Source organism: Sphingobacterium sp. UBA7625 (genome assembly GCF_002484085.1).
In the GTDB taxonomy this organism is placed as follows: Bacteria; Bacteroidota; Bacteroidia; order Sphingobacteriales; family Sphingobacteriaceae; genus Sphingobacterium; species Sphingobacterium athyrii.
The window spans coordinates 1-24,301 of sequence record NZ_DLJD01000038.1 but is presented as its reverse complement, the minus strand read 5'-3'; the positions used below and the strand labels follow the sequence as shown (position 1 = coordinate 24,301).

21 protein-coding genes are annotated in these 24,301 nt (G+C 41.6%); 7 read left to right on the top strand and 14 right to left on the bottom strand.

The window, feature by feature from the left end; translation table 11 throughout:
• Positions 1-46: 46 nt before the first annotated feature.
• A complete protein-coding gene (locus tag B4G94_RS16490) occupies positions 47-514 on the top strand; it encodes a hypothetical protein (RefSeq protein ID WP_286860198.1) in 468 nt (155 codons plus the stop codon).
• Here B4G94_RS16490 and B4G94_RS16485 read toward each other — a convergent pair.
• Positions 494-889, bottom strand: coding sequence for a diacylglycerol kinase family protein (locus B4G94_RS16485; RefSeq protein ID WP_286860197.1), 396 nt, complete (start codon positions 887-889; stop codon positions 494-496). The two genes, B4G94_RS16490 and B4G94_RS16485, sit on opposite strands and share 21 nt — an antisense overlap.
• Positions 890-1,130: 241 nt before the next feature.
• Between B4G94_RS16485 and B4G94_RS16480 the strand changes: the two genes are divergently transcribed.
• Entirely contained in the window at positions 1,131-2,303 is a 1,173-nt protein-coding gene (locus B4G94_RS16480) for a MalY/PatB family protein (protein WP_286860196.1), read from the top strand.
• 105 nt (positions 2,304-2,408) lie between these two features.
• On the opposite strand, the gene B4G94_RS16475 is transcribed toward B4G94_RS16480, so the two are convergent.
• Positions 2,409-4,571, bottom strand: a complete 2,163-nt coding sequence (locus tag B4G94_RS16475; RefSeq protein WP_286860194.1) for a S46 family peptidase — start codon at positions 4,569-4,571, stop codon at positions 2,409-2,411.
• A 227-nt stretch (positions 4,572-4,798) separates the two neighbouring features.
• On the opposite strand from B4G94_RS16475, the gene B4G94_RS16470 reads away from it, so the two are divergent.
• From B4G94_RS16470 to B4G94_RS16460, 3 genes are all read left to right on the top strand, one after another.
• Positions 4,799-5,737: a hydrogen peroxide-inducible genes activator gene (locus B4G94_RS16470; RefSeq protein ID WP_108633259.1), complete on the top strand. Its 939-nt coding sequence runs from the start codon at positions 4,799-4,801 to the stop codon at positions 5,735-5,737.
• A 6-nt stretch (positions 5,738-5,743) separates the two neighbouring features.
• Entirely contained in the window at positions 5,744-7,084 is a 1,341-nt protein-coding gene (locus tag B4G94_RS16465) for a chloride channel protein (RefSeq protein WP_286860193.1), read from the top strand.
• Positions 7,077-7,541, top strand: a complete 465-nt coding sequence (locus B4G94_RS16460) for a CBS domain-containing protein (RefSeq protein ID WP_286860192.1) — start codon at positions 7,077-7,079, stop codon at positions 7,539-7,541. Before B4G94_RS16465 ends, B4G94_RS16460 begins: the two co-directional genes overlap by 8 nt.
• Positions 7,542-7,679: 138 nt before the next feature.
• Here the strand turns inward: B4G94_RS16460 and B4G94_RS16455 are convergent, their stop codons facing one another.
• From B4G94_RS16455 to B4G94_RS16425, 7 genes are all read right to left on the bottom strand, one after another.
• Complete coding sequence (locus B4G94_RS16455; protein WP_286860190.1) at positions 7,680-8,270, bottom strand: riboflavin synthase; 591 nt, start codon at positions 8,268-8,270, stop codon at positions 7,680-7,682.
• A gap of 486 nt (positions 8,271-8,756) precedes the next feature.
• A complete protein-coding gene (locus B4G94_RS16450) occupies positions 8,757-9,350 on the bottom strand; it encodes an RNA polymerase sigma factor (RefSeq protein WP_108633262.1) in 594 nt (197 codons plus the stop codon).
• Between the two features lie 207 nt (positions 9,351-9,557).
• Positions 9,558-11,048, bottom strand: coding sequence for an arylsulfatase (locus B4G94_RS16445; RefSeq protein WP_286860188.1), 1,491 nt, complete (start codon positions 11,046-11,048; stop codon positions 9,558-9,560).
• Complete coding sequence (locus B4G94_RS16440; RefSeq protein WP_108633264.1) at positions 11,045-12,568, bottom strand: sulfatase-like hydrolase/transferase; 1,524 nt, start codon at positions 12,566-12,568, stop codon at positions 11,045-11,047. The genes B4G94_RS16445 and B4G94_RS16440 overlap by 4 nt, the downstream gene beginning before the upstream one ends.
• A gap of 54 nt (positions 12,569-12,622) precedes the next feature.
• The gene (locus B4G94_RS16435; protein ID WP_286860187.1) at positions 12,623-14,278 is read right to left on the bottom strand and encodes a RagB/SusD family nutrient uptake outer membrane protein; all 1,656 of its coding nucleotides are present in this window, start codon (positions 14,276-14,278) and stop codon (positions 12,623-12,625) included.
• Between the two features lie 19 nt (positions 14,279-14,297).
• Positions 14,298-17,729 carry a SusC/RagA family TonB-linked outer membrane protein gene (locus B4G94_RS16430; RefSeq protein WP_286860185.1) on the bottom strand — a complete coding sequence of 1,144 codons (3,432 nt, stop codon included), beginning with the start codon at positions 17,727-17,729 and terminating at the stop codon, positions 14,298-14,300.
• Between the two features lie 183 nt (positions 17,730-17,912).
• Positions 17,913-19,085 (bottom strand): FecR family protein, encoded by a 1,173-nt coding sequence (locus tag B4G94_RS16425; protein WP_286860183.1) that lies wholly within the window; start codon positions 19,083-19,085, stop codon positions 17,913-17,915.
• Positions 19,086-19,340: 255 nt separating this feature from the next.
• On the opposite strand from B4G94_RS16425, the gene B4G94_RS16420 reads away from it, so the two are divergent.
• Positions 19,341-19,757 carry a hypothetical protein gene (locus B4G94_RS16420; RefSeq protein WP_108633269.1) on the top strand — a complete coding sequence of 139 codons (417 nt, stop codon included), beginning with the start codon at positions 19,341-19,343 and terminating at the stop codon, positions 19,755-19,757.
• A 51-nt stretch (positions 19,758-19,808) separates the two neighbouring features.
• Here B4G94_RS16420 and B4G94_RS16415 read toward each other — a convergent pair whose 3' ends face one another.
• The 3 genes from B4G94_RS16415 to B4G94_RS16405 all read right to left on the bottom strand — a co-directional run bounded on the left by B4G94_RS16415 (position 19,809) and on the right by B4G94_RS16405 (position 22,178).
• The gene (locus B4G94_RS16415; protein ID WP_286860182.1) at positions 19,809-20,681 is read right to left on the bottom strand and encodes an EamA family transporter; all 873 of its coding nucleotides are present in this window, start codon (positions 20,679-20,681) and stop codon (positions 19,809-19,811) included.
• Positions 20,668-21,486, bottom strand: coding sequence for an alpha/beta hydrolase (locus tag B4G94_RS16410; RefSeq protein ID WP_286860180.1), 819 nt, complete (start codon positions 21,484-21,486; stop codon positions 20,668-20,670). Before B4G94_RS16410 ends, B4G94_RS16415 begins: the two co-directional genes overlap by 14 nt.
• Positions 21,487-21,560: 74 nt before the next feature.
• The gene (locus tag B4G94_RS16405) at positions 21,561-22,178 is read right to left on the bottom strand and encodes a Crp/Fnr family transcriptional regulator (RefSeq protein ID WP_286860179.1); all 618 of its coding nucleotides are present in this window, start codon (positions 22,176-22,178) and stop codon (positions 21,561-21,563) included.
• Positions 22,179-22,266: 88 nt separating this feature from the next.
• On the opposite strand from B4G94_RS16405, the gene B4G94_RS16400 reads away from it, so the two are divergent.
• Positions 22,267-22,464: a hypothetical protein gene (locus tag B4G94_RS16400; RefSeq protein WP_286860177.1), complete on the top strand. Its 198-nt coding sequence runs from the start codon at positions 22,267-22,269 to the stop codon at positions 22,462-22,464.
• Between the two features lie 2 nt (positions 22,465-22,466).
• Here the strand turns inward: B4G94_RS16400 and B4G94_RS16395 are convergent, their stop codons facing one another.
• Together B4G94_RS16395 and B4G94_RS16390 are read right to left on the bottom strand one after the other, a co-directional pair.
• Positions 22,467-23,261 carry a hypothetical protein gene (locus tag B4G94_RS16395; protein WP_286860175.1) on the bottom strand — a complete coding sequence of 265 codons (795 nt, stop codon included), beginning with the start codon at positions 23,259-23,261 and terminating at the stop codon, positions 22,467-22,469.
• Positions 23,262-23,448: 187 nt separating this feature from the next.
• Positions 23,449-23,961, bottom strand: coding sequence for an AAA family ATPase (locus B4G94_RS16390; protein WP_286860173.1), 513 nt, complete (start codon positions 23,959-23,961; stop codon positions 23,449-23,451).
• Positions 23,962-24,301: the final 340 nt, after the last annotated feature.

The following is a 24,301-nucleotide window of genomic DNA, read 5'->3' as shown; positions in this document are numbered from 1 at the left end:
CGTATTTCATCAGCTTTAGCTGCATACTTTAAAAGAAATTATTCACATGAAAATAATCAATTTTGGATTGTCATTACTGGTTTTTGCCACTGCCTGTCAGCAAACCGGAAAAAAGCAAATTGACCATGTACAAATGGGATCAGATACCACAAGTGCTACAGCAACAGTTGCTGAAAATGGAACTTATCAATACCTCAAAAATGGAGATACAATTTCGTTAACAATTGCTATTGATGGCGATAAAGTACAAGGTGATCTCAATTACATCTGGAAAGAGAAAGACCGAAATATAGGACATATAGATGGTGTGCTTAAAGACAGCATTTTATTGGCGGACTATACCTTTTCCTCCGAGGGACAGCAATCCATCCGTCAGGTAGCTTTCAAATTTGGTAAAAAACGCGTCGTTGAAGGGTATGGTGCAATGGAAGATAAAGGCGATAAGATGTCATTTGTTGCTCCGGACAAATTGGTGTATGATCAGAAATTTGTTTTAGAAAAGCTGAGTCAATGAGCTCATTGACAGGAGTTTTGGGATAAATATGGTCAGTCCGATCAGCAAGGCCGTTAGACTGCTTAGCAGAACCGCTGCCGCGGCAATGTCCTTGATTTTTTTGATGCTGGGATTTTTTTCCTGGCAGATAAAATCAGCGATGTGTTCGATGGCGGTATTAAGCAATTCACAAACGAGAACAAAACCGATGGAAAGAATAATGGCCAGCCATTCATAACGGCTGATTCGGAGCAGACAGGAAAGTATAATTACTAAAATTGCTGCGACGAGGTGTATCCTGAAATTATGTTCTTCTTGCCCAACAATTTTTAATCCGTTGAAGGCATGACTAAAACTTCGGATTCTATCTTTCCATGAAAAATTGCTCCTGGCCATATTCGTTCCTAAATTTAATGTAAATATAATCTTTCCCTTTGTCTTGCACTGTCTTAATTTATGTTTACCGCTGAAGTTGCTCTAATTTGCGGTAACTTTTGCCAATAGTTCACTTTACCGATCTGTAGTTTTTTTGCCGAGGGGTATACATTGTGTTTTGAGCTGGATTTAATCATTTTGGTAAGCAATTTTTCCCAATGATTTTATTGGCAATACGTTCTATTTTTGAGTAAATTGCTTAATGATCTACAATTTTGATAAAATAATCGACCGTAGGGGCACCGATTCCGTAAAATGGAACCAGCAGGACTATGTTGATTTAATCCCGCTTTGGGTTGCTGACATGGATTTTTCTGTTTCAAGGCAGGTTATGGAGGCGCTGACCGAACGTGTTCAACATGGCGTTTATGGCTATGCGAAAGTTCCGGATGTTTTTTATGAAGCGGTATCAGACTGGTCTAAACGTAAACATGGTTTTCCATTGCAGCGCGAATGGATACTTCCGGTTTTGGGTGTTGTGCCGGCTCTGTCGGCTATTGTTGCAGCATTGACCGAAACTGGAGACAAAGTGCTTATTCAGGAACCTGTGTATCACTGTTTTTTTTCATCTATCGAACGCAATGGCTGTGAGGTAGTTTCTAATGACCTGCGGTACCAAGATGGACAATATACGATAGACTTCGAAGACTTCGAAGCTAAAGCGAGCGATCCAAAGGTAAAACTTTTTATCCTCTGCAGTCCACACAATCCTGCGGGCAGGGTATGGACCAGGGCGGAGCTTGAACGCCTTGGTAAAATCTGCCTAAAGCATGATGTTCTTATTGTCTCGGATGAAATTCATTGCGACCTGGTTTTTGAAGGACATCAGCATATTCCTTTCGGAACGATCAATTCGGCCTTTCTGGCGAATACGATAACCTGCATTGCACCAAGCAAAACCTTTAATCTGGCCGGGTTACAAGTTGCCACTGTCATTGTAGCAGATCCGCTGCTGAACAAGAAGGTGCAGCATGCTTTTCTGGTCAATGAGATTGCAAGTATAAGTCCATTTGCGATCACGGGGCTAATTGCCGCTTATCAACATGGTGAGGACTGGTTGCAACAAGCGCTGGCCTATATCCATCATAACTATCGTTATTTGAAAAATTTTATGGATGAGCATTTGCCAGCGTTGAAAGTTGTTCCGTTAGAAGGGACTTATCTGGTCTGGATAGACTGTACGGCTATGAAAATCCCTAGCCGAAAGCTGGGACAGATGTTGCTAGAGCATGCTCATTTACAGGTGAATGTTGGTGCCATGTACGGTAAGGGAAGTGATTTTTTTATCCGTCTGAATATTGCCTGTGCCAGGCCTGTTTTACAGGAGGGGTTAAACAGATTGAAACAGGTACTGCTGAGTCTGCCAGGAGAATAACGTACTATTGAACTAAATTGGTTATATGCTGCTTGTAAAAAGCACCTGAACAATTGATTCAGGTGCTTTTTTATTGTGAGGTACTTTGCGGTGAGGGGGGTATGGTTATATACCCATTTCCTTTAAGATAAAATTTGCATTATCAATTTTGTCAGCTACCCAGAGCACATAACGGATATCCACACCAATGGATCGGCTATAGCTTTCATTCCAAGCAAAATCGTTGATTGTGGCATCGTAAGCACGGTCAAAGTTTACACCTATCAACTCACCATTTGCGTTCATGATGGGGGAGCCGGAGTTACCGCCCGTGGTATCCATATCATACAGTATATTGACAGGAACCGATCCTAAGTCTTTCTTGAGGTACGGACCGAAGTTTTTATTGAGATAAGCGGTCTTGATTTCCTGCGGATAGTCAAATTCGGGCAGACCGAGGTTTCCTTTTTGAATAATTCCTTCAATGGTCGTGAAAGGTTTCATATAGGTGGCATCTGCAGGAGCATATCCCTTGATGTGCCCATAGGTTAAACGCAGGGTGGAATTGGCATCCGGAACGAAGTTTTTGGCCTGAAAGATTTCCTTTACAGCAACATAGTCACCCATCAGTTTGTTGAGGACACCTTCACGTCTTTCCTGTTCAGCAGCGAAGATGACAATATCGTTATTCAGTTCATTTTGAAAAGCCAGCAGCTTATCATCAAATTGCTGTAAGGCGTTTGCATTGGCCAAAACTGTATTTAAAATATAGTTTTGATCAGCTAATTTACTGCCATTGATGATTTGTGTCGCAAAGTTATTGGCTGATTCGTTATTCAATTGAAGTTTTTGAACTGCCATAATCTGATTTTTACCCTGAAAAGCAGCAGCGTCGGCAAGCATTTTCCCAAAAATACGTTCGTCAGCCTGTTTGTTGTAGCTTTCATAAGTTTCCTGGATGCTCTTTTTAAGCTGTTCAACATTGTAATCAAACAACTGCTTGGCCATTTGTGGAGATCGCTCTTTACGCATTGCAACTTTTAAGGTATTCAGATCCCGGGCGACTTTCAGTAAACTGGTGCTATTGTAAATATTGTTAATCCAGAGCTCTTTCAACGCATCTTGATCACTGACCTGGTAGTAGGCAGCGATATCGTTCAACAGATTGCCATACTTATCTTTAAGTTCCGGTTTGCTTAAAATAAATGCGGCTAGCGCCTCATCTTCTTGCTTTTTGGTTGAGAGAAGGTCTATACCACGTAGCCCTTTTAGCTTACCGCGGTAATTTTTGAGCACATTGGCGTTACGTTTGATCCGTGTTGCCAGAGAGAGTGCGATATCCGTATTGTCTTTACCTGCTTCTTCCATTTGCCTATTCTGGAAATCGTACAGATTAGAAACATAGGGTAATAAATAATCTTGTTGGTATTTGATATACTGTGCGGGACGGTGTCGGAATGTTTTGCCCGGATAACCCAAGATAAAGGTGAAATCATTTTCTTTCACGCCATTTGGATTGACTTTCAGGTGTTTTTTTGGCTGGTAAGGCACATTATCTTTCGAAAAGGGTGCTGATTTTCCATCTTTACTAACGTAGGCTCGAAGGAAAGAATAGTCGCCCGTATGGCGTGGCCATACCCAGTTGTCGGTCTCACCTCCAAACTCACCAATATTTTGACGTGGAATATACACTAGACGAACATCTTCGATCGTTTTGTAGCGAAACAGCACGTAGCTCTTGCCGATGAACATTTCGGAGACTTCGGCTTTGATCGTTGGATCTTCCTTTTCGGCCTGTTTAACAAGTTCTTCTTGTTTTCTTTTGATCGTATTGATGCGTTCGACTGGATCGCTGATATTAGCTACAGCATTTAATATTTTGGCCGATACATCTTCGTATGAATCTGTAATTCTTATTTTTAATCCTTTTGCTTCAATCTCCTGTTCCTGATTTTGTGCCACAAAACCATTTTTAAGATAATTGTTGATGGCAGTACTGGCCAATTGAACGGCTGAAAACGCACAGTGATGATTGGTAATGATCAAGCCGCGATTGGAAACGAAAGATCCAGTACATCCGCTGACCTGAACCAAAGCGTCCACCAATCCAACTTGACCGGGATTGTAAATGTCCTTTTCACTGATCTTTAGTCCGGCTTTTTTTAATCCGGCTCTATTCAGGTCACTCAGCGGATACATCCCTTCGTCTGGATTTGCTTTACCAAGCGGGACATTTGTAGCGGATAACAATAGTGCCAATGCAATTGTAGTATGATGTCTAAACTTCATAGGATTCTTAAATGTCAACTGTTGTAAATCTCCAAATTTAAGAAAAGCTTTTTGATGATTCGACTTTTCTGTCAACTATTGTCATAATTACAGGACAATTACAGCTTTTTGGCAAGGTATTTATTGTATTATATGATAGCGCGGGCAATGGTCAAGCCTTAAAATATGGTGTATTTGCCATCGTTTTACAGGAGTATTCGTAATTTTGCGCTTTTAAAGATTTTAACATGACCTTAATCCAATTGGAATATATCATTGCTGTTGATACTTATCGTAGTTTTGTCGCTGCAGCTGAAAAGTGTTTTGTGACACAACCGACATTAAGTATGCAGATCCAGAAACTGGAGGAATCGTTGGGAGCCAAAATCTTTGACCGGAGCCGCCAGCCTGTCGTGCCTACTGAAATTGGGGAGAAAATTATTCTCCAGGCTAGATTGGTCTTGACCGAGAGCCGGAAAATCAATGAGATTGTACAGGATAAAAAGGGCGAGATCGAGGGGACGTTAAAAGTTGGGGTTATTCCGACAATTGCGCCATATCTGCTGCCCAAAGTACTGGCAACTTTTATGGAAAAGTATCCTAAGCTACAATTGCAGATCTGGGAATATACAACCGAACGAATAGTTCATGAACTGAAAGTTGGTCTTTTGGATTGTGGTGTGCTTTCGACACCGTTAAATGATCCGGGCATATTAGAATCGCCTTTATTTTATGAAAATTTTGTCGCTTATATCTCTGAAAATAGTCCCTTGTTTTCAAAAAAAGTGTTAAGTGGTGATGATATTGCTGATGACAAGCTCTGGCTGCTCAATGAAGGACATTGTATGCGTGGGCAGGTGCTCAATATCTGTCATCATAAACATAATCAGGATCTCTCCGGACGTTTTGAATATAATACCGGCAGCGTGGAAACCCTCAAAAGAATGGTGGATATCAATGATGGTATAACAATATTGCCTGAGCTTTCAATTTCGGATTACGTGGACGAGCAGCTGGATAAGATCCGGTATTTCAAATCACCGGAGCCTGTGCGGGAAATATCTTTGGTCACGACTCAGAATTATGTTAAACGGCATGCAATCCAGGCATTGGAAAAAGAAATATTAGCAGTGGTACCCGATAAATTCAAAACAAAAAAGAAAAAGGAAGTGTTGAGCTTTCAATAAGAAGACATGGCAAATCTCAGTGTACGTTTTTTTAAGAAGATAGATCAGATCAATCAATGGCGGATGAAAAAAGTTTCGAACCGGAACTTTATTATTCTCTTAGCTTTTTTAGTTGGTATTGTTGGTGGTCTGATGGCGTCTGTTTTAAAAAGACTAACGCATTTTATTGCGGCGACAATTCAGGATGACATTGATTGGAAGGTTAAGTATTCCGTTTATTTGATTTTCCCATTAATCGGGATATTACTGAGCGTGTTTTTTGTCCGGAAATTTTTGAAGGGCAAGAAGATGGAACATGGTATTACACCTATTATCTATGCCATCAGCCGCAAGGGTAGCCGATTGGATCCAAGCAATATCTATTCACAGGTTGTCACTTCGGCAATTACGGTAGGTTTTGGAGGATCTTGTGGATTGGAAGCTCCGGTTGCTTTAGGTGGTTCGTCAATTGGTTCCAATATTGCCCGCTTTTTTGGCCTGCAATATAAAGAGGTCACCATGCTTTTGGCCTGTGGGGCGGCGGCGGGAATTTCGGGAGCGTTTAACAGTCCCTTGGCGGGAATGATCTTTGCGATAGAAATATTGCTTCCCGAATTCTCCATTCCGGTTTTTATTCCACTTTTGATTTCTTCGGCGCTTGCTTCGGTCGTATCGCGGCTCCTGTACAGTGAACCTTTGTTCAGTACATTCAATTCGGACTGGCAGATCTCAGCGTTGCTGTTTTATTTGTTATTGGCGGTATTGATCGGCTTGTATACGATTTATTTTGCACGTGTCTCCAGTACGGTAGGAAAATGGTTTTCAAGAATAAAAAATCCGTACAATAAAGTTTGGGTAAGCGGAATATCCTTGGGGCTTATGATTTTTGTCTTTCCGGCCCTTTATGGTGAAGGCTATATCACGATTCAGCAGATTCTCAATGGACAATTTAACTCGATTGTAAAAAACAGCCTGTTTTCTGATTATAAAGACATGGGATTAGTCGTGCTGGGCTATACTGTTCTGACCTTATTTGGAAAATCTTTTGCCGCATTATTTACATTGAACGGCGGTGGAAACGGTGGTGTGTTCGGGCCGAGCCTGGTGATGGGTGGCCTCTTGGGTTTTGCCTTTTCGTACGGTATAAATCTGACCGGAATTGCGGAATTAAATGTGCCGAATTTTGTGGTTGCTGGCATGGCGGGCGCGCTGAGCGGTATTATGCATGCACCGTTAACGGGTATCTTCCTGATCGCAGAAGTAACGGGCGGTTATACACTGATGGTTCCCTTGATGCTGGTCTGTTCCATTTCTTATCTNNCACCGCGCCGTATTAAAACACTCGATCTATACAAAAGTATTGGCTGAATCGGGCGACTTAATTTCTTACGAAGACAAGGACCGCTCTGTGCTGAGCATGATGCGGATTAAATATGTTCTGGAAACAAATTTTGTGATTTTACGTCCTGATGAGACACCTAAAAGCCGACAGACAGATATCATCCATAGCAAACGCAATATTTTTCCCGTGGTGAGCCATGAAGGTAAATTTATTGGGCTTCTCTATAGTGAGTTTCTGTTTTCTGTTCTGCTAGGAGAGGTAGAAGGGGGGGATACTCCATTTGAAAAATTGGCTCAGAAGCCAAATGATACCGTTGGGATCAATGAGAATATGGAAATTGTCATGGCTAAGATGAACAAGGACGACACATGGATATTACCTGTGCTTGGGGATGAAAACAAATATATGGGCTTTGTATCCAAATCCAGCGTCTTTAATAAATATCGTGCACTACTTATCCGTCAGGGACATTATCTGGAGTAAAACCCTATTTTGGACCGCTAATAAGGGCGCTAGCAAAATTTTTCACGGTTCTTCTCAATTATCTTGATGCATATCAGATACTTACATGGACTTATCCATTATTTGATATTAATCCATGTAAGTATTGCTCGGGCTGAATTAGCCGCGCATCGCCATAATTTTTGTGACGTATTTTCCAATAATATCAAATTCGATATTGACTGTCGAGCCTACTTCAACCTCTTGAAGATTGGTGTGTTCGAGGGTGTAGGGAATGATCGCCACAGAAAATCGATCATCACGGGAATCGACCACAGTCAAACTGATACCATTAACGGTGATGGAGCCTTTCTCTACCGTGATATTCTGTTTGTTGGGATCGTATTGAAAAGTAAAAATAAAACTACCATTTTCATCTGTCTTGTTGATACAGGTCGCGGTCTGATCGACGTGCCCCTGGACGATATGTCCGTCAAATCTTCCGCCAGCTAAAGTACATCGTTCAATGTTAACCAAATCTCCGGTTTTCAACTGTGCCAGATTGGTTTTTTGTAAGGTTTCATCAATCGCTGTTACCTTGTGTACCTGATCATCCAATCCGACGACCGTTAGGCATACACCATTGTGGCTTACACTCTGATCTATTTTAAATTCATTGGAGATCGGGGAGCTGACATAAAAGTGGATGTTGCTTTTTTCATGTTCGATACGTTCGATTTTTCCTAAGGTTTCTATGATTCCGGTAAACATGCAATAAAATTTTGATTGAATCAAAGTTACTAAATAATCAAAGGAAACATTGTTTTTGTGGACAAAATAGACGCATGGATGACAGAATAATCTATCGTAAACATAATTCATGACCAAGATAAATACTGTAATAGAAACTGCATTAATAGGGTATGATAAATAAGGGCTTATTAGAAATAGCAAAAAGATTGTGTGTATAATGTACACTTACTAATCCTTTTGTGACAGCCATGCCAAAACAAATTTATGGGAGTTGAAAAAAAATATTACAAAATTTTTGTTTATATCATTGGAAGCACTATCTTTGTCATAGGTTTAGGTTGATTGCCTCTTACAAAGAGGTATTTATAAAAGCTTAGCAGGTCGCCCGACCGGATGCTAAGCTTTTTTTATTTTAAAGTAAATCGTTGTTTTACAAGCGCTTGTCTTCTTTTAGTGTGTTTTTTTTCCCTTAATGGTATTGGATTCTATAGATAAGCGATCTACTTAGTTTTTGAGGGTATGTAAAATAGACATTGAAATCAGGAGCAGGTATTCAAAATTCTTAGATTTGAAACGTTCTTTTAAGGCGAGTAGTGCTTTGGAACGGGCATAATAGATGTTTGACGGCGTAGTGTCCAGTGCTTTGCAGATTTCTTCGGTCTCCAGGCCTTCCAAAAAGCTCAATTTACATATTTTAGCTTGCTGTTTTGGTAGCTTATTGATTTCAGCCAGTAACAACTCAGTCAGTTCTGTTCTGAATATTTTTTTTAGAATATCGTCTTCCGGAACGGATAGGTTTTGCAGTATATCCAATTCTTCAGTATGCATTTTAAATCTGGCCGATCTTTTCATATCAATACAGGCGTTCTTTGTGGCGATATACAGAAATGCTTTGAGGCTTTCATAGTTTTCCACCTTCTGGCGGTGATGCCACAGTTTGACAAATACATCAGATACAATCTCTTCAGCATCAGTTTTGCTTCGTAGGTAGGAAAAGGCAAAATAACGTAAGGGATGACCAAAATGATCCATAAAAAAGCATAATGCGCTTTCCTGTCCCTCTTTTAATGCGTTAATATGCGACTCTAATTGAAGCATGTTTGGTTATCAATAGTTTTCTTTTATTGCCCCAAGTTGGACATGATGACAAATGTTACGGTGTTTATTGTTTTTCAATAGAATATTACGCGTCAGTTTCCCGTTTCTGATGTTAACAACGAAGTTACATAAAAAAACTTGGGTTGTTATGGTTTCAAACCAACAACCCAAGTTTTTTAACCGTTGACAAATAGGGTTTGGTAAAATTTATTTTTTAACCAATTTACTGTCTATAATTTCCCATTCTTTGATATGGGCAGGGTGATGTTCCTGTTTGACAATCTGATCAAAATGATCGAGCAGTTCGGGGTGGTTTTCAGCAATATTTTCTTGTTCCCAAGGATCTGTTTTTAGATTGTACAATTGCCATTTTGCCTTGGGATTGTTTTTCAGGTCCAGTTTGACGGCCTTCCATTGTCCTTCACGTATGGCTACCTGACCACCTTTTTCAGGATATTCAAAATATAGGTATGCATGTTTTTTCTGGTTGTTTTGTCCCAGCCAGGTAGGCAGCAGGGATAAGCCATTGGTATTGCCGGGATCCTGTTGGATCAGCTGGGCAAAGGTTGCCATCAGATCATATTGCGCGGAGATAAGATCCGTTTCGGTATTTGCTTTAATTTTCTTGGGCCAACGGACGATCAGAGGAACTTTAATTCCGCCTTCAAAGACATCCATTTTTAATCCTCTGAGTGAATCGACACTCTTAAAAAAACGATAGTCAATACCGCCATTGAAGCCTGTGCCATTATCACTGGAGAATAGGATAATGGTATTATCATCTAGACCCAACGATTGGATATGTTTCATGATCAGGCCTACCTGATCATCCAGGTAAGTAATCATACCGGCATAGGTGGCTCTTGGGTACGGTGTTGCGGTATAACCATTCTGTCCATAATACGGGCGATCATGAAAAAGATTCTTATACCGATCTACGTATTCTTGGGGTACCTGAAGGGAAAGATGGGGGAGTGTGTACGGAAGATAGAGGAAGAACGGATTGTTTCGGTTCTTGTCAATAAATGCCATCGCTTTTTCCGTCATGATTTCCGGAGCATATTGTTTGCCGCTGAATTGTCCGAAATCTTTAGCGGTTGCTTTGGTCGAGTCGAGCGGAATATGCACGAATTTTTCTTTGTTCTGAAGCGGGTATTTTTGCTCGTTTTCCCAAAGATGGCTTGGGTAGTAATTGTGGGCCTGCTTCTGGTCCAAGTAGCCAAAGAAGTAATCAAATCCCTGTTTGTTTGGGCTTCCAGTAGTATTTTGCATGCCGAGCCCCCATTTTCCGATAGCTCCGGTATGGTAACCTGCTTTTTTAAATAGATGCGCCATGGTATAGGTTCCTTCGGGTAGAGGCATTTGTCCAGCCTCCAGGCTATCGGCAAATCCACCTAATTCATAATTTCCCCGGATATAGGACTGTCCTCCGTGTTTTCCGGTCAACAACATACAGCGTGCCGGGGCACAAACCGGTGTACTGGTGTAATGATTGATAAAACGAAGTCCTTCCTGTGCGAGTTTCCGTAGGTGAGGTGTTTTGATCAACTGTTGGCCATAGGGTTCCGTCTCGGCGTAGCCTAGGTCATCCGCATAGAAAAAGATGATATTGGGCAGTTTTGTCTGCACTTGCTTTTGTTGCGCAAAAAGTGCGCCCCAGCCCAATAAGAAAAGAGCAAGACCTATTTGCTTTTTCATTTTTTCCGTTCTCCTTCCAATAACTGTTTTAACTCGGTCACTTTTTCGGGATATTTAGCTGCGACATTGTTTTTCTCACCAATATCATTTTTAAGGTCATACAATTGGTCTTCGGGGAGATTTCCGGTTTCGGTATCCGTCAATTTCATATAGGGGGTACCTTTACTTGGCGCAATATATTTCCAGTCGTCCTTGACAATGGCAAGGGTTTGGGCATGCTGAACCATGGTGCTGCGTCCTTTGGGGTCTTCACCGGTTAAGGTTTTTAATAAAGCCTTGCTGTCTTTTGCTTCGTCAGCTTTTAATCTTACGCCTACAAGTTGTGCACTTGTCGCCAGCAGATCCATTTGACTGATCAGTGCATTGGACACCTTGCCTTTTGCCACGCCCTGTCCACTGACGATAAAAGGAACACGTGTGCCGCCTTCAAAGATGCTATATTTACCGCCTCTGAGCGGTCCTGCCGGCTGATGTCCATTGAGCTGCGCCACGGCACCGTCCACGTAGCCATCATCCAATACAGGGCCATTGTCGCTGCTAAAGATAATAATGGTGTTTTTGTCCATGCCCAGTAGCTGTAATTGCTGTTGGATCTGTCCGACCGTCCAATCCAATTGGAGAATGGCATCACCGCGGTAACCGAGCTTGCTTTTGCCTCTAAACTGTGTGGCTGGCATACGGGGCACATGGGGCTCTGTCAAACAGAAGTACAGGAAAAAAGGTTTATTCTGATGTTGTGAAATAAAGTCCTGTGCTTTATGTAGAAAGGTTGTGGAAACTTCTTCGTCTACCCAGCGAGCACGTGTACCGCCGCTCATGTAGCCAATTCGTCCGATGCCGTTGACAATCGTCTGGTTGTGGCCTTGACCGGGGGAGGATTGCATTTTGAGTAACTCTGGGTGTTCTTTTCCGGTAGGATCATTCCCTATTTTTTTCTCATAATCGACCAGGATAGGGTCATTTGCTTCGGCCGCAACAACCTGATCATTTTCTAAGAATACGGTCGGAACGCGATCTGCTGTTGCTGGAAAGATAAAAGAATAATCAAAACCGACATCGTTAGGGCCGGGTTTGATGGCTGCATTCCAATCTTTTTTGACTTCGCTCCCAAGTCCCATGTGCCATTTACCGACAATTGCTGTTGCATAACCTGCATTTTTAAAGACTTTGGGCAGTGTAATTTTGTCTGTCGGAACAATCAGTTTGGCATCACCGGGCAGAATCCCGGTTCCATCCTGACGCCAGGGATAGGTCCCTGTCATCAACGCAAAGCGGGAGGGAGTACAGGTCGCCGAAGTACTATGTGCATTGGTAAAGCGTGTGCCGCTTTGCGCCAATTTGTCCAAGTGGGGCGTTTCAATCTGTTTGGCACCATAGCTGCTCAAATCACCAAAACCAAGATCATCCGCATAGATATAGATGACATTTGGTTTACTCATTTTTTGGGCTAGTAAGGTCATGGGCAGGGTTATCGCCAGACTTGAGGAAAGAAGAATTGGAAGAAATAAGGTCTTTTTCATATTGTGCAAATACGTTGATAGGGATCCATCATAAAAATGACAGATCCCAATATACTATTTTAAATTTGGATTGATATCAATTTCATTTTGCGGAATCGGCCAATGGTTGTCCTGACCGGCTCTAAAGGATTTTTTTGTTACATACCAACGGCTATAGCTGTCTCTGATGCCGCCGGACTTTACGCGGATATTTTTGGCATCGGGATATGGTGCGCCGTAGAAATCACCATTTAAGACATCTTTTGCGGTATCCCAGCGCAGGAGATCCCAATAGCGAATGCCCTCTAAAGCTAATTCCACCCGTCTTTCATTCCGTAATGCGGAGCGAACTGTAGCGACACTAGCAACACTGATTGGCGGCATATTGACACTGCTGCGCCGTCTTACAGTATTGATGGTTTTATCCAAAAGTTCGGCCGTTAGAGGATCACCATTTTCAAGTTTGGCCTCCAGGTAGCTCAATAGGACTTCAGCATAACGGATAATGGGGAGATCAGTTCCGGAGTTCTGTAAGTTGCCGCTAAAATTTTCATCGTTAAATTTACGGAGGCCATAGCCCGTGCGTGTCGCTTGCTTGGTTGTTGTGAGCTGGTCAATGGACAAGGTTGAATCCGGATGTGAAATATAACGAAGGTTCTTGAAACGGTCTCCATTGCTGATGACTGTAAAGCCCAGTCTCGGATCCCGATTTTGAGTGATGTTCTGCGCATTATATCGAGGATCCGTATAGGAAAACGCTGTACCATCCGAGAAGGAATAGCTCTCTACTAAGCTTCCCAATGGACAGTGCAGATGCCAACCGCCGGCGATTGCCGGGAAGTTATGTTGGAACATACCATTTCCCGCCAAATCTACGAGGTATTGTGTGGCAAAAATAATTTCTTTGCTGGACTCGTTGCTGCCGTTAAAAAGGCTTGCATAGTTGGGGTCAATACTATTTTCGTTGGCATTTATGATATTCTCATAGGTCTTAATCGCCGCGGCATAAGATTTTTCAGCCAGTTGTAAACGCCCCAAAAATGCATAAGCGGCCTGTTTCGTGGCACGGCCCCGTTCTGCTGCAGGTAATTTGCCGTAGCTTGGAAGATCATTTGCAGCTTCTTGCAGTTCACGTTCGACAAAGGCAACCAATTCCTGTTTTTTATTTTTCGAGACATGATTGGCTTCGTCAGGTGTCAATGTTTTAGTCACCAAAGGGGCATCCCCCCAGTACTGTGATAGGTAGAAGTACTGACAGGCACGAATAAAACGTGCTTCAGCCTTAAAACGGGCCAGCATTTCAGCTGAAACAGGCGTTTTGTCGACATTTTCCAAGAAGAAATTTGCACGGGCAATCCGTTTGTAGGAGAGTCCCCAATAGTCAGACAAAATGCCGATATTACTGGTGAGTGTGCCATCTGATAATTTATTGAAGGCAGAATTATCCCCACGACGGTCATAGGCATTGTCAGAGGCAAACTCCATGTAAAGCAGACCATGATAAGACCACCAGTCTGTGGGACTGAATTCGGCAAGACCATTCATCTGGATCTCACCTTTGTAGAGACCTGTTATTGCAAGGCGTGTATTTGTTTCACTGCTCCAGAAAGTATCATTGGCGAATTTGTCCAGTGGGTTTGTATCCAATTGTTTTTTGCAGCTTAAGGTTAGACTGGAAGCAAAAAATATACAAAGGGCCAGTTTTATATTTTTATAGGTTATATGTTTCATGTTATGGTTGTTGAAAGATTTAAAAACTAAGATTTACACCGAATGTGAAATTGCGCATAATCGGGTAGTATGCGCCGCTTGAATTGATTTCTGGATCCCAGCCTTTTCTATAACTGCTGCTTGTAAATATATTTTCGGCATTCGCGTAGACGCGCAAGCCTGATAATTTCCATTTGGCAAGAAGGCTTTTGGGAATGGCATAGCCCAATTGTACATTTTTCAAACGGATATAGCTTGCATCCAACAACCAATAGTCTGATAATTGTGTATTGGGGCTTCCGGTGCTCGGTAATTGCTCAAATCGTGGATACACTGCATTTCGATCTGGATTTGCGGTAGTCCATCGCCCATCGGCCTGCCAACGTTGGATATTACCATTTTGATTTAGCGCAAATCCGGCATAATTATTTAATAAACCCTGCACGCCACTGACACCTTGGAGTAGAAGACCTAAGTCAAAACCTTTATAATTAAATCCAAGGTTCATTCCATAGGTATATTTGGGGATACGGGATCCGATAACGGTCTTGTCATAAGTTGCATCCACTTTACCATCGGGAACCCCATTAGGTCCACTGATGTCCTTGTACCGGATATCGCCGGGCTGTGATTGTGGATTGATACTTTTTTGATCGACCCATGAGGTTACATCAGCCGCATCAACAAATAAACCGTCGGTCTGGTAACCGTAATAAGTCTGTATTGGATAACCGATAAACAAATCAGATCCATTACCAATCATACCGTTGGATTGGTTGATATTGCCAACTCCTAGATCGACCACTTTGTTTTTAACCGTGGAGAAGTTCAGATTGATATTATAGGAGAGCTCATTGATCTTATGTTGGTGACCTAAAGTAAACTCCCAGCCTGTATTTCTGAGTTTACCTGAATTTTGTATACCCACTTCAAAACCCAATACCTTTGATACACTTGAGCCCGGACTGACCAAAATATCGTACGTAAAACGATTGTAGTAGGTGCTGCTAAAGGTCAATAGATTTTTTAATAATGCGATTTCGAGGCCGGCATCAGTGGTCCGGGTGGATTCCCAGCGTAAGTTTGGATCTACAATCTTGGTGCGTGCTACCCCGGGCGATATGGTATTCCCGAAGGGATAGTTATAGCCGGTATTTAAGATGTTTTGGTAAGGATAATTTGAAACTACTCTTGAGGTAAGATTATCGACAATATTTTGATTGCCTAAAACACCAAAAGAGCCTTTTAATTTCAATTCAGTAATCCAGTCAAATTTCTCTTTTATAAACGATTCTTCACTGATCAGCCATCCCGCCGCGAGTGAAGGGAAAATAGCATATCTTTTGCTCGTCGGGAAGCGAGATGAACCATCGTATCGGATGACCCCTTCGAGAAGGTATTTTTTTGCGTAGTTATACTGAATACGACCGAAGAGCGATTCCAATGCCCATTCTTCCGCCGTGCCCGAATTAGTTTGTCCATCTGGCGATCCAATATTTAGTTCTGTAAGCTCATTGCCCGGGAAGTTTTGGCGAAAAGCGGTGAGTCCTTCACTATAACCTTTTTCAAAGGAATATCCTGCAAGGATTTTCAGTGAATGGTTATTGAATGATTTGGTATAATCGGCCAATGCCTGAAAGGTCTTATATGTCGTATAAGGGGCGCTTTGGCTCAGCGTAGAAGGAGCGAGGGTGATTGCGCTATTGATCCGTTGTGAAGCGCGAAACAATTTGGAACGGCCATTGGTCTGCGCATAGCCACCGATTGCAGATAGTGTCAAATCGGATATCGGGGTCCAGTCGAAACGAGCATTTCCGGAGAGATCAGACACTTTCTCTTTGTAAAAAGATTCGCTCTCAAGAAAAGAAACAGGTGTTCCTTTTAAGTTATTTCCGGCTCCCCAGTCGCCATTGCTCATACGGATCGGAAAAGTCGCGGGATAGCGGATGACTTGGGAGATGATATCTGTCATTCGCGAAAAGTCAAGTGTTGCCGGTGCTGCGGGTTCGTCGGTGTTGGTCTGTATTGCGGAGACCCTTGTTGTTAATTTAAGTTTATCGTTCAGGTTTGAAATCAGGTTAAGGCGGACGTTGTACTTGTCAAAATTGTTTTTGATAACAATACCTTTCTGATTGAGGTAGCCGGCAGATACGGTATACTGTATCTTTTCGGTTGTATTGGAAATATTTAGGTTGTGTCCGGTCTGGCTTGCCTGCGATTTAAATGTGCTACCGATGTAGTCGCTGTTGGGGTAATTGTCCGGATCGGATCCGTCCTTAAATTTCTGGATTTGTTCTTCGGTATACCCGCCGCCCCCAGTTGTGGTTTCATTGAGCATGCTGGCATATTCCCAGGAGTTGACAAATTCAGGAAAGGCTGTTGGTTTTTGAATACCAAAATAGCCGTTATAATTAACAGCGAGTTTTCCGGCTGTTGAACCAGTTTTCGTAGTGACGAGAATGACACCATTGGCTGCTCTGGCACCATATATTGCTGCCGATGATGCATCTTTTAAGACAGAGATGGAGGCAACGTCATTGGGGTCAATATCATTGAACGAATTGGTCGGAATACCGTCTACCAATATAAATGCATCGGTGGTGGCACCAAAGGAGCCTACACCTCTGATCTGTATGCTATTGTTGGCCGCACCGGGTTGCCCCGAACGTTGGATAACCGTCACGCCCGGCATCTGCCCAGTCAGTGCCTGCGCCAGCTGGGGAACGGTACGTTTTGCAAGCTGTTTGCCGTCTATCTGAGAAACTGAACCGATCAGCTCTTTCTTTTTTGTTGCTCCGTAACCGACAATTACCACCTCTTCTAACGCGTCAATCTGCTGGCTGAGCGCAATGTCGAGATAGATCTGCGTAGTTAAGGCGATTTCTTGTGGCTGGAATCCGATCATTTTAACGACAAGTGAGGCATTACGGTCATTGACATCAATCTGGAAATTTCCACTGATATCTGAGGTGGTGGCCTTGTTTGTTCCTTTAATGCTGATAGTCGCTCCGGAGATTGCGCGTCCTTGACTGTCGTGGACATTTCCCTTAACGGTTCTTGTCTGCAACATAAAGGCATAGTTTGTTGGACTAATGACAGCGGAGCTGTTTGTTTTCACTGCCGTGACGACCAGCATATTGTCTTTGAAACTCCAGCTAATGGGTTTGTCTTTTAACAATACTGACATAGCCTTTTCTAAGGGCATATTTTTTACATGCCCTTCGATTTTTATTTCGGCGAGTTCTTTACCGTTTAACAGAAAAGGAACACCGCTCTGCTTTTGGATGGTTCGCAGCACTTGTATAAGCGATGTTTTATTTGCGTCTATGGTAATCGATTGTGCGTATCCAGCTGCTGAGAGTTTGACAACACATGCAAGCGTAAAAAAGGCGCTAAGCTTCATTTTGGTCTTCCATTGTTTGGGGATGTCCATAGCAATAGGTTTTCTATGGACAAGAAATTTAAAATTCATAAATTTGTTGAATTAGGGACATAATCTGTTTGTACACTGATTGGGTGAATCGGTTAAAAATGGGGTCGCTAATAGATTGGCCGATTAATGTTGGAAGCATTATTCGGCTTTTTTAGTGGCGCCGTTCCGTTTGGTTAAGTTGGCTTTTTCATCTGTATAATTTAATTATGGTTATATAATGGGTTAATTGGATATCAGGAGCTTACGGATACCATTTTCTTGGACCAATTCAAACTGGATATTACTTCTTTTTAAAATTTCCAATACGGCGGATAAGCTTTTTGTTCGCTGAATTTCCCCGTATAAATAGGTCTCTTTGATGGTGTTTTTGTAAATAATCTGTAGATCATACCATTGGCCGATTGTCTGAAGCGCGGTATGGAGGTCTGTCTCATTGAAATAGAATTTATTGTCAATCCAGGCAGTGTAATTGTGCGGGTCTACGCTTTTCTGGGAAAGTCGTCCTGCTGAGAGGATGGCCTGTTGATTGGGTTTGAGCTGTATTTGCTGTCCATTTGCCGATAAATTGATGGAACCTTCGACAAGTGTCGTACTGCTTTTTTGTTTTGAATAGGTGTTGACGTTAAATTCGGTACCCGTTACTTCAATCAATTGGCCATTGGATTTTACACGGAAGGGAACTTTTTTATTTTTGGCGACTTTAAAATAAGCTTCCCCATTCACTTCAACAAGCCGTTGGTCTTTAGGGAATTGCAATGGGTATCTGAATGATGTCTTAGCATTGAGCGTAACCTGTGATCCATCTGCCAGGGTAATTTGGAGCATGTTGCCTGCGGGTGTATTGACAGTGGCGACCAGATCTGTATTTGGATCCGTCGATTGAATCAGGGTACCATCGGCATATTTCAGTTCGCCAGATGTAACCAATGCGCCTTTTCCATTGTCCAGTTGGATTACTTTGCCGTTGGAGAGTCGTATTTCAGCATGGTTATTCGGTAATTCGACATCGTGTAAGACGATTCTATTGGTATTGGGCGCTGAAGGTTTCCAAACAAATCGGTAGATCAAACCAGCGAGAACAAAACTACATAAGACTGCAGCAAAAGGTATAATTCGCCTGATCCTACGGAAACGATTGGGGCTCTCCTGTGCATGGATCGATGCTAGGGTTTTTGTTTTGAGACGTTCAGTCCAATCTGTTGTATCAGATTCCTGAACAAGAATCCATTGCTTCAAATCTACCATCAGTTCTTCTTTTTGCAATAGATCATCAAGATAATTGCGATGTGCCGGAGATTCCGCTAGCCAGGAGGTCAAAGCATCTTTTTCGACAGGCGATAAATCGTCGTGCATGCATTTTACAATCAGTTGCTTGATATCCTCCGTTAGTCTCATGGTTTATAATTTTAGATAGATACGTAGCATGAAGAGGAAATCTTAGTAAAAAAATAAAAAATTTGTATTAAGTGTTCGAATAGGACATATCTTGTGTGCAAATAGTTAAATATGAGTTCTATATCTGCGAATGTTTGTTGTTGCTTTTTAATTTTGGATTAGTTTGCACCTTTAGGAAAAGTTTATCTTTTGTACCGATTTGTTGTTCTAAAGGACAAAGAACAAAATCATGCATAAAATGGTTATGAACGTAGTATGAAAAAACAATTGGCTTATATCTTCTTAAGAATTACAGGTTTCAGTGTCTTGACGACCTTTATCTTGACGGCGATACTTCAGGCTAATAATGAATCTGCAAAACGGGCCCGTTGCTATATGCCTTTGTTTACTGAATTGCTGTTATCATTTAGTGTTCTGTGCATTTGCCTGCTTACATTGGGGATCTTTTTGAATAACAATTCACGCTTTAGAAGCAATCGCGTTTGTGTGTTTCTATCCTTTACTTTGTTGCCTTTTGGGGTGATCCTACTGTTTACTTATCTATTTATCACGGAAGATGGAAGTCCAACTTTATTTGGGTTCTTGCATCTACTGGCCACATCGGTGCCGGTCTGCAGTTTGATTTTGTGGGAGTATTATAAATTTAATAAATCATTGCGCGACGGGAGCTGAAAAAGATGCTCCATGTGCTTATCTTGAAAAACAACATGGAGCATCCTTTAATTATTTTCGGAGATTGATAACGGTGACCGCAAGTAGGATGAGCACTATGCCGGTCCACTGAATCCCTGAGACAGTTTCGTGCAGTAATAAGACTGCGGAGATGGTAGATATGGGAATCTCCAGGCTGGAAATGATATTTCCCAAAGCGATACCGGTCCTGGGAATACCCCGGGTAAAGAATAGGGGTGGAAGAACAGTGCCAAACAAGGCAATGATCAGTCCCCAAGGTAAGGCTTTCAGCGTCATCTGTTGAACAATTTGTATATTCCAGAAAATAATGATCAGGAGGAGCCCGNNGAGCCCGCCGAGTACCAAAAACAGGCTTCGGACAGGACTTGGTAGCTGATTGGCGATATTGCTGGATGAAAAAATGGCAACGGCATAACTGATGCCGGCCCCAAAACCGAGTAATAGGCCTCTTGTGTCCAAAGCCTTTGTTTCTGAGAAGATATCGGTTGAAAGAGCGGTTCCCAATAAGACGGTGACAACACCTATTATTTTTGCTTTTGAAGGCATTTGTTTTTTGATCAGCGCTTCAACTATTAAGCTGATCCAAATGGATTGCATGAGTAGGATAATTCCCACAGATACAGGGATATATTGTATGGCGAGGTAGTACAGCGTTGACGTCAATCCGAGGGACATTCCCCAGGCAGTTAGTTTTAATTTTACGGGAAGGCTTGCTTGTTCCTGTATTTTTGATTTTGAAAAATAATTGAATCCCAGCAAAAACAGGAATCCTATCAAGAATTGCAAAAAAGTCAATACGCCTGTATGAATCCCCAGCTTATTGGCATATTTGACCAGTGTAGCGAGCAAACCGTAGCTGCAGGCCCCCGCGGCGACGTAAAGAATAGATTTATAATCCTTCATGGCCAAAATAATTTTGAAAAAGGACCAATTGATTGACTAGCGATTTATTCCAATAAGCGGTATCGTGTCCCCCGGGAGACTCTATGTACAGATGCTCTATATTTTTGTCCGTTAGCTGTTGATGCAAGGAGCGGTTCATTTCCAGCATTTGGACATCTTCAGTGCCACAATCCAGTATATATCGCTGCTCATTATGGATCATTTTATCCACATTGTTATAGATTCGGAAACTTGGGGATAGGTCTTTTAAATCGCCGAGTACTTTGTCCACTTGGTAACCTTGGTATCCTTTGCCAAAGCGGTTAAAATCAATGGCGCCACAGGAGCTACCGATGATGGAAAAGACCTTGGGATAAGCAACACCGATATGCAATGCACCATATCCCCCCATGCTCCAGCCGAGTAAGCCTCTTGCATTTCTATTTTCCTGTGTGGGAAAGTTCAGATCGATATAACGGATCAGCTCATCTCCGATAAAGGTACTGTACTGCAGTTGTGCATCCAAGGGACTATCTACATACCATGAGTTATAATTTCCGTCCGGGATAATATAAATCGTTTGGAATTCAATTGCTTTTTGAGATAAATTAGGAATATCCTGTTCAATTGTTCTCGTGGGATTACCACTGTAACCATGTAAGATATACACGGTTTTATAACGTACACCTTTTTGGATATCAGGCGTTACGATGATCACATCTACATTTTTATGCATTTTGGCACTGTAGACTTTCCGATGGATGTTGTGTTGGGCACTAACAGAGAAGTAGAGTGCCAATAAAAGAAAGGTGATTCCTATTTTCATTGCTTAAGAATTTATTGTTATACTGCAAAATTCTCAAGGATATTGTTTAAAAACATGTACAAATGTTGATGGAATTATTGTTTTAATTCTTTACGAATACGACTTAGCTGGGTAGGGGTCACACCTAGGTATGAAGCGATATGGTGTTGTTTGAGGCGTTTAAAGAGAGATTGATTGCTGTAGAGCTCAAGGTAACGTTCTTTAGCAGATTCCCATTTCAGATTGATTTCAAGCGGCTCTTTTTTTACTACCCAGTTTTTTTCGAGATAGGCGATTTGGAAGAGTGCTAAATCATGGTGTTGTATCACCAGTTCACGGAAAAGCCTTGCTGAATATTGTATCAACAGCACATCTTCAAGGGCAACAATATTGAAATTACTTGGTTTTTCTTCAATGATAGCTGCTGTAGATGCACAAAAGCTGTTTTCTTCAAAAAATAATTTGTAAATAATATTACCTGCTGTGTCTAATTTATAATAGCCTAATAACCCGGTGTTTACGAAGTAATAATATTTTGCATAATCGCCAGCGCGTAGGATCAGCTCATTTTTCTTAAAGCTTTTAGGTTGACAGATCTTTCTCAACGCTGCCATCGTCTGCTCACTGAGCGGGAAGTATCTGTTCATTTCGGATAGCAGCTTTTCCATCTTAATTTCTCTGAATGTCGTCCGTATTGACTGGTTGATTTCCATCAATAATGGCTAAAGTTAACAAAATAAATGCTGTGCTGTTGTCGATAAAAAATATCGTTGGATTCGACATTGTTTATTGATCCTGGCAATGGGCATTCATTTCTTGCCGAGCAAAAAAGCGGAAGCAGATCCCACAAGCAGCCTGTGCATTGAGGAACAGATGGAGCAACTGCAGGTACCACCTTTTTTGTTTATTCCTTTTGTTGAAAATGTCGTCAAACATGGCGCGCATCAGGCGATGGAAGGCGGGCAACATGTACAGATGGGTTTTTCGCTCAGGGAATAAATCTAATGGGTTTCTATTTGAGCTGAATACAGTACATATTCGGTTCCGTTGAGTCCCACATATATGTATTTATTGAGATCCCCACGATAAGCAACAAACAACGGATATTGATGTACCCGTAAGGGATTATTATAGTATTCTTCGATGGAAGCATACTTTGCTTTGATCAGAATTTCACCTGTTTCCTTATTTTTTATGCCCTGGAGTAGCGTTTGTTCGTTGGAAAAATAGGTGCATGGTATTTCTGTGAATTTAGGATAATAAATCAATCGAATCCCTTCGTCGATAAACATTTTATTTTTTTCTTTAAAGTCAGCCATGGACTGATCATCAGGGAATGCGATTTGACCCGTTTGATTGTTCTTTATTTGTTGAAATAGGGTAGTATCGTCCACTTTATTTATCGTATGTGATGTAGAATTTTTAAAAAGCTGAATGAGTGTTTCTCCAGTTTTAAAATCTGCGGCATCGTACTTGTAAACTGGATCGCCATGTTTGTTGATGCGGTACCGCTCACCATTACGTTGGACCCACGCATATTCAGCTGATCCATATTTTATAATTTCCGGTTTGTTGACATGGAAGATCTGGAAATTAAAATCTTCTTCAAATAGTTCTGCGCTTTCGTAAACAGGAGGCAGTTTTATGTCCAGAAGATTGTCACAGTAACCATATAGACTATCGTTTACCAAGACCGGAATTAAATCGGGGTATGGCAAATTGTTGATTATTGGCTTAGTTTGTGCATAAGTGAAAGCACATATTAATGTCAAAAGGAGAGTGAAAGAGGTGCGCATCTGTTTATGTTTTGTCTAATATATCAAAGATACGGCAACCTAAGCGGATTTAATATCCATGAAATCAGGGGTTTTTAATCTCTCTTTCGTTTACTTAATTATTTTGCTTCTGTCTTAAAGAACTGCACTTAAACTTTTATAACAGACACGCAAAAATTGAAATCGCTGATCAGCAATAGTTCTTATGCTATGGTGAGATTCTAGCAATTACCTGATCTCTTCGATTGGGTAAAATGCCACTTACTTCAATCACTGATATTCCAAAATCGGCAATCCAGTTACGGATTACATGATCAACCTGTTTTCTAATTTTTGACAACTCTATCTGATGGCTCGGTATTAGATCCGGCTCTTCAATAGGAACAAACACAAAAAGATCAATTTCTGAAATAAGTTCCTGAACGGTCTGATAGAGCTGTTGAATATTTCTATCTGGATCAAGAACATGAAGATAAGCTAAGATGTCAATGACACATCGGTCAAAGATTACATCGTCTCCGCTTTCTAAAATCAGTTTGGCAGAACAGTTAAATTGTTCAAAGAAATCCTCCGGAGTGGGGGTTTCTAAAAATTCATAGCCTGAAAGTTCCAGTTGATAATATGGTTCTTGTTCAAGCGTATATCTCGAAAGATTTTCCAGAAGCTCTTCTGCCAATGTTGTTTTGCCAACTTTGTGGGCCCCAAATATTGCAATTCTCATATTTCAGTTTAAACTTCTTTGATTTTTGTTATTGTAGATTTAATAAGATGTCACTCAATGCTTTACTGTCTAGTGCGCCTTGATAGAGCAACTTTCTTTCTCTATCCAGTAACATAACAAATGGATATCCAAAGACCCCTAGAGATTTGGAGAGTGATTTGTCAGAATCCCAAAAGCTTGGGTACTCTGGGATATTTTTGCGTATAAAGCTGTGATCGCGCTGGGATTGGCTCAGCCCCACAGTTCCCGTACACATCCCTGAGCCTCCGACGGATCGAACCCGGCCCGCCCTTCTTTCGAATCCTAATCTCTTTAAACAAAAGAGGCTGTCTCAAAAAGA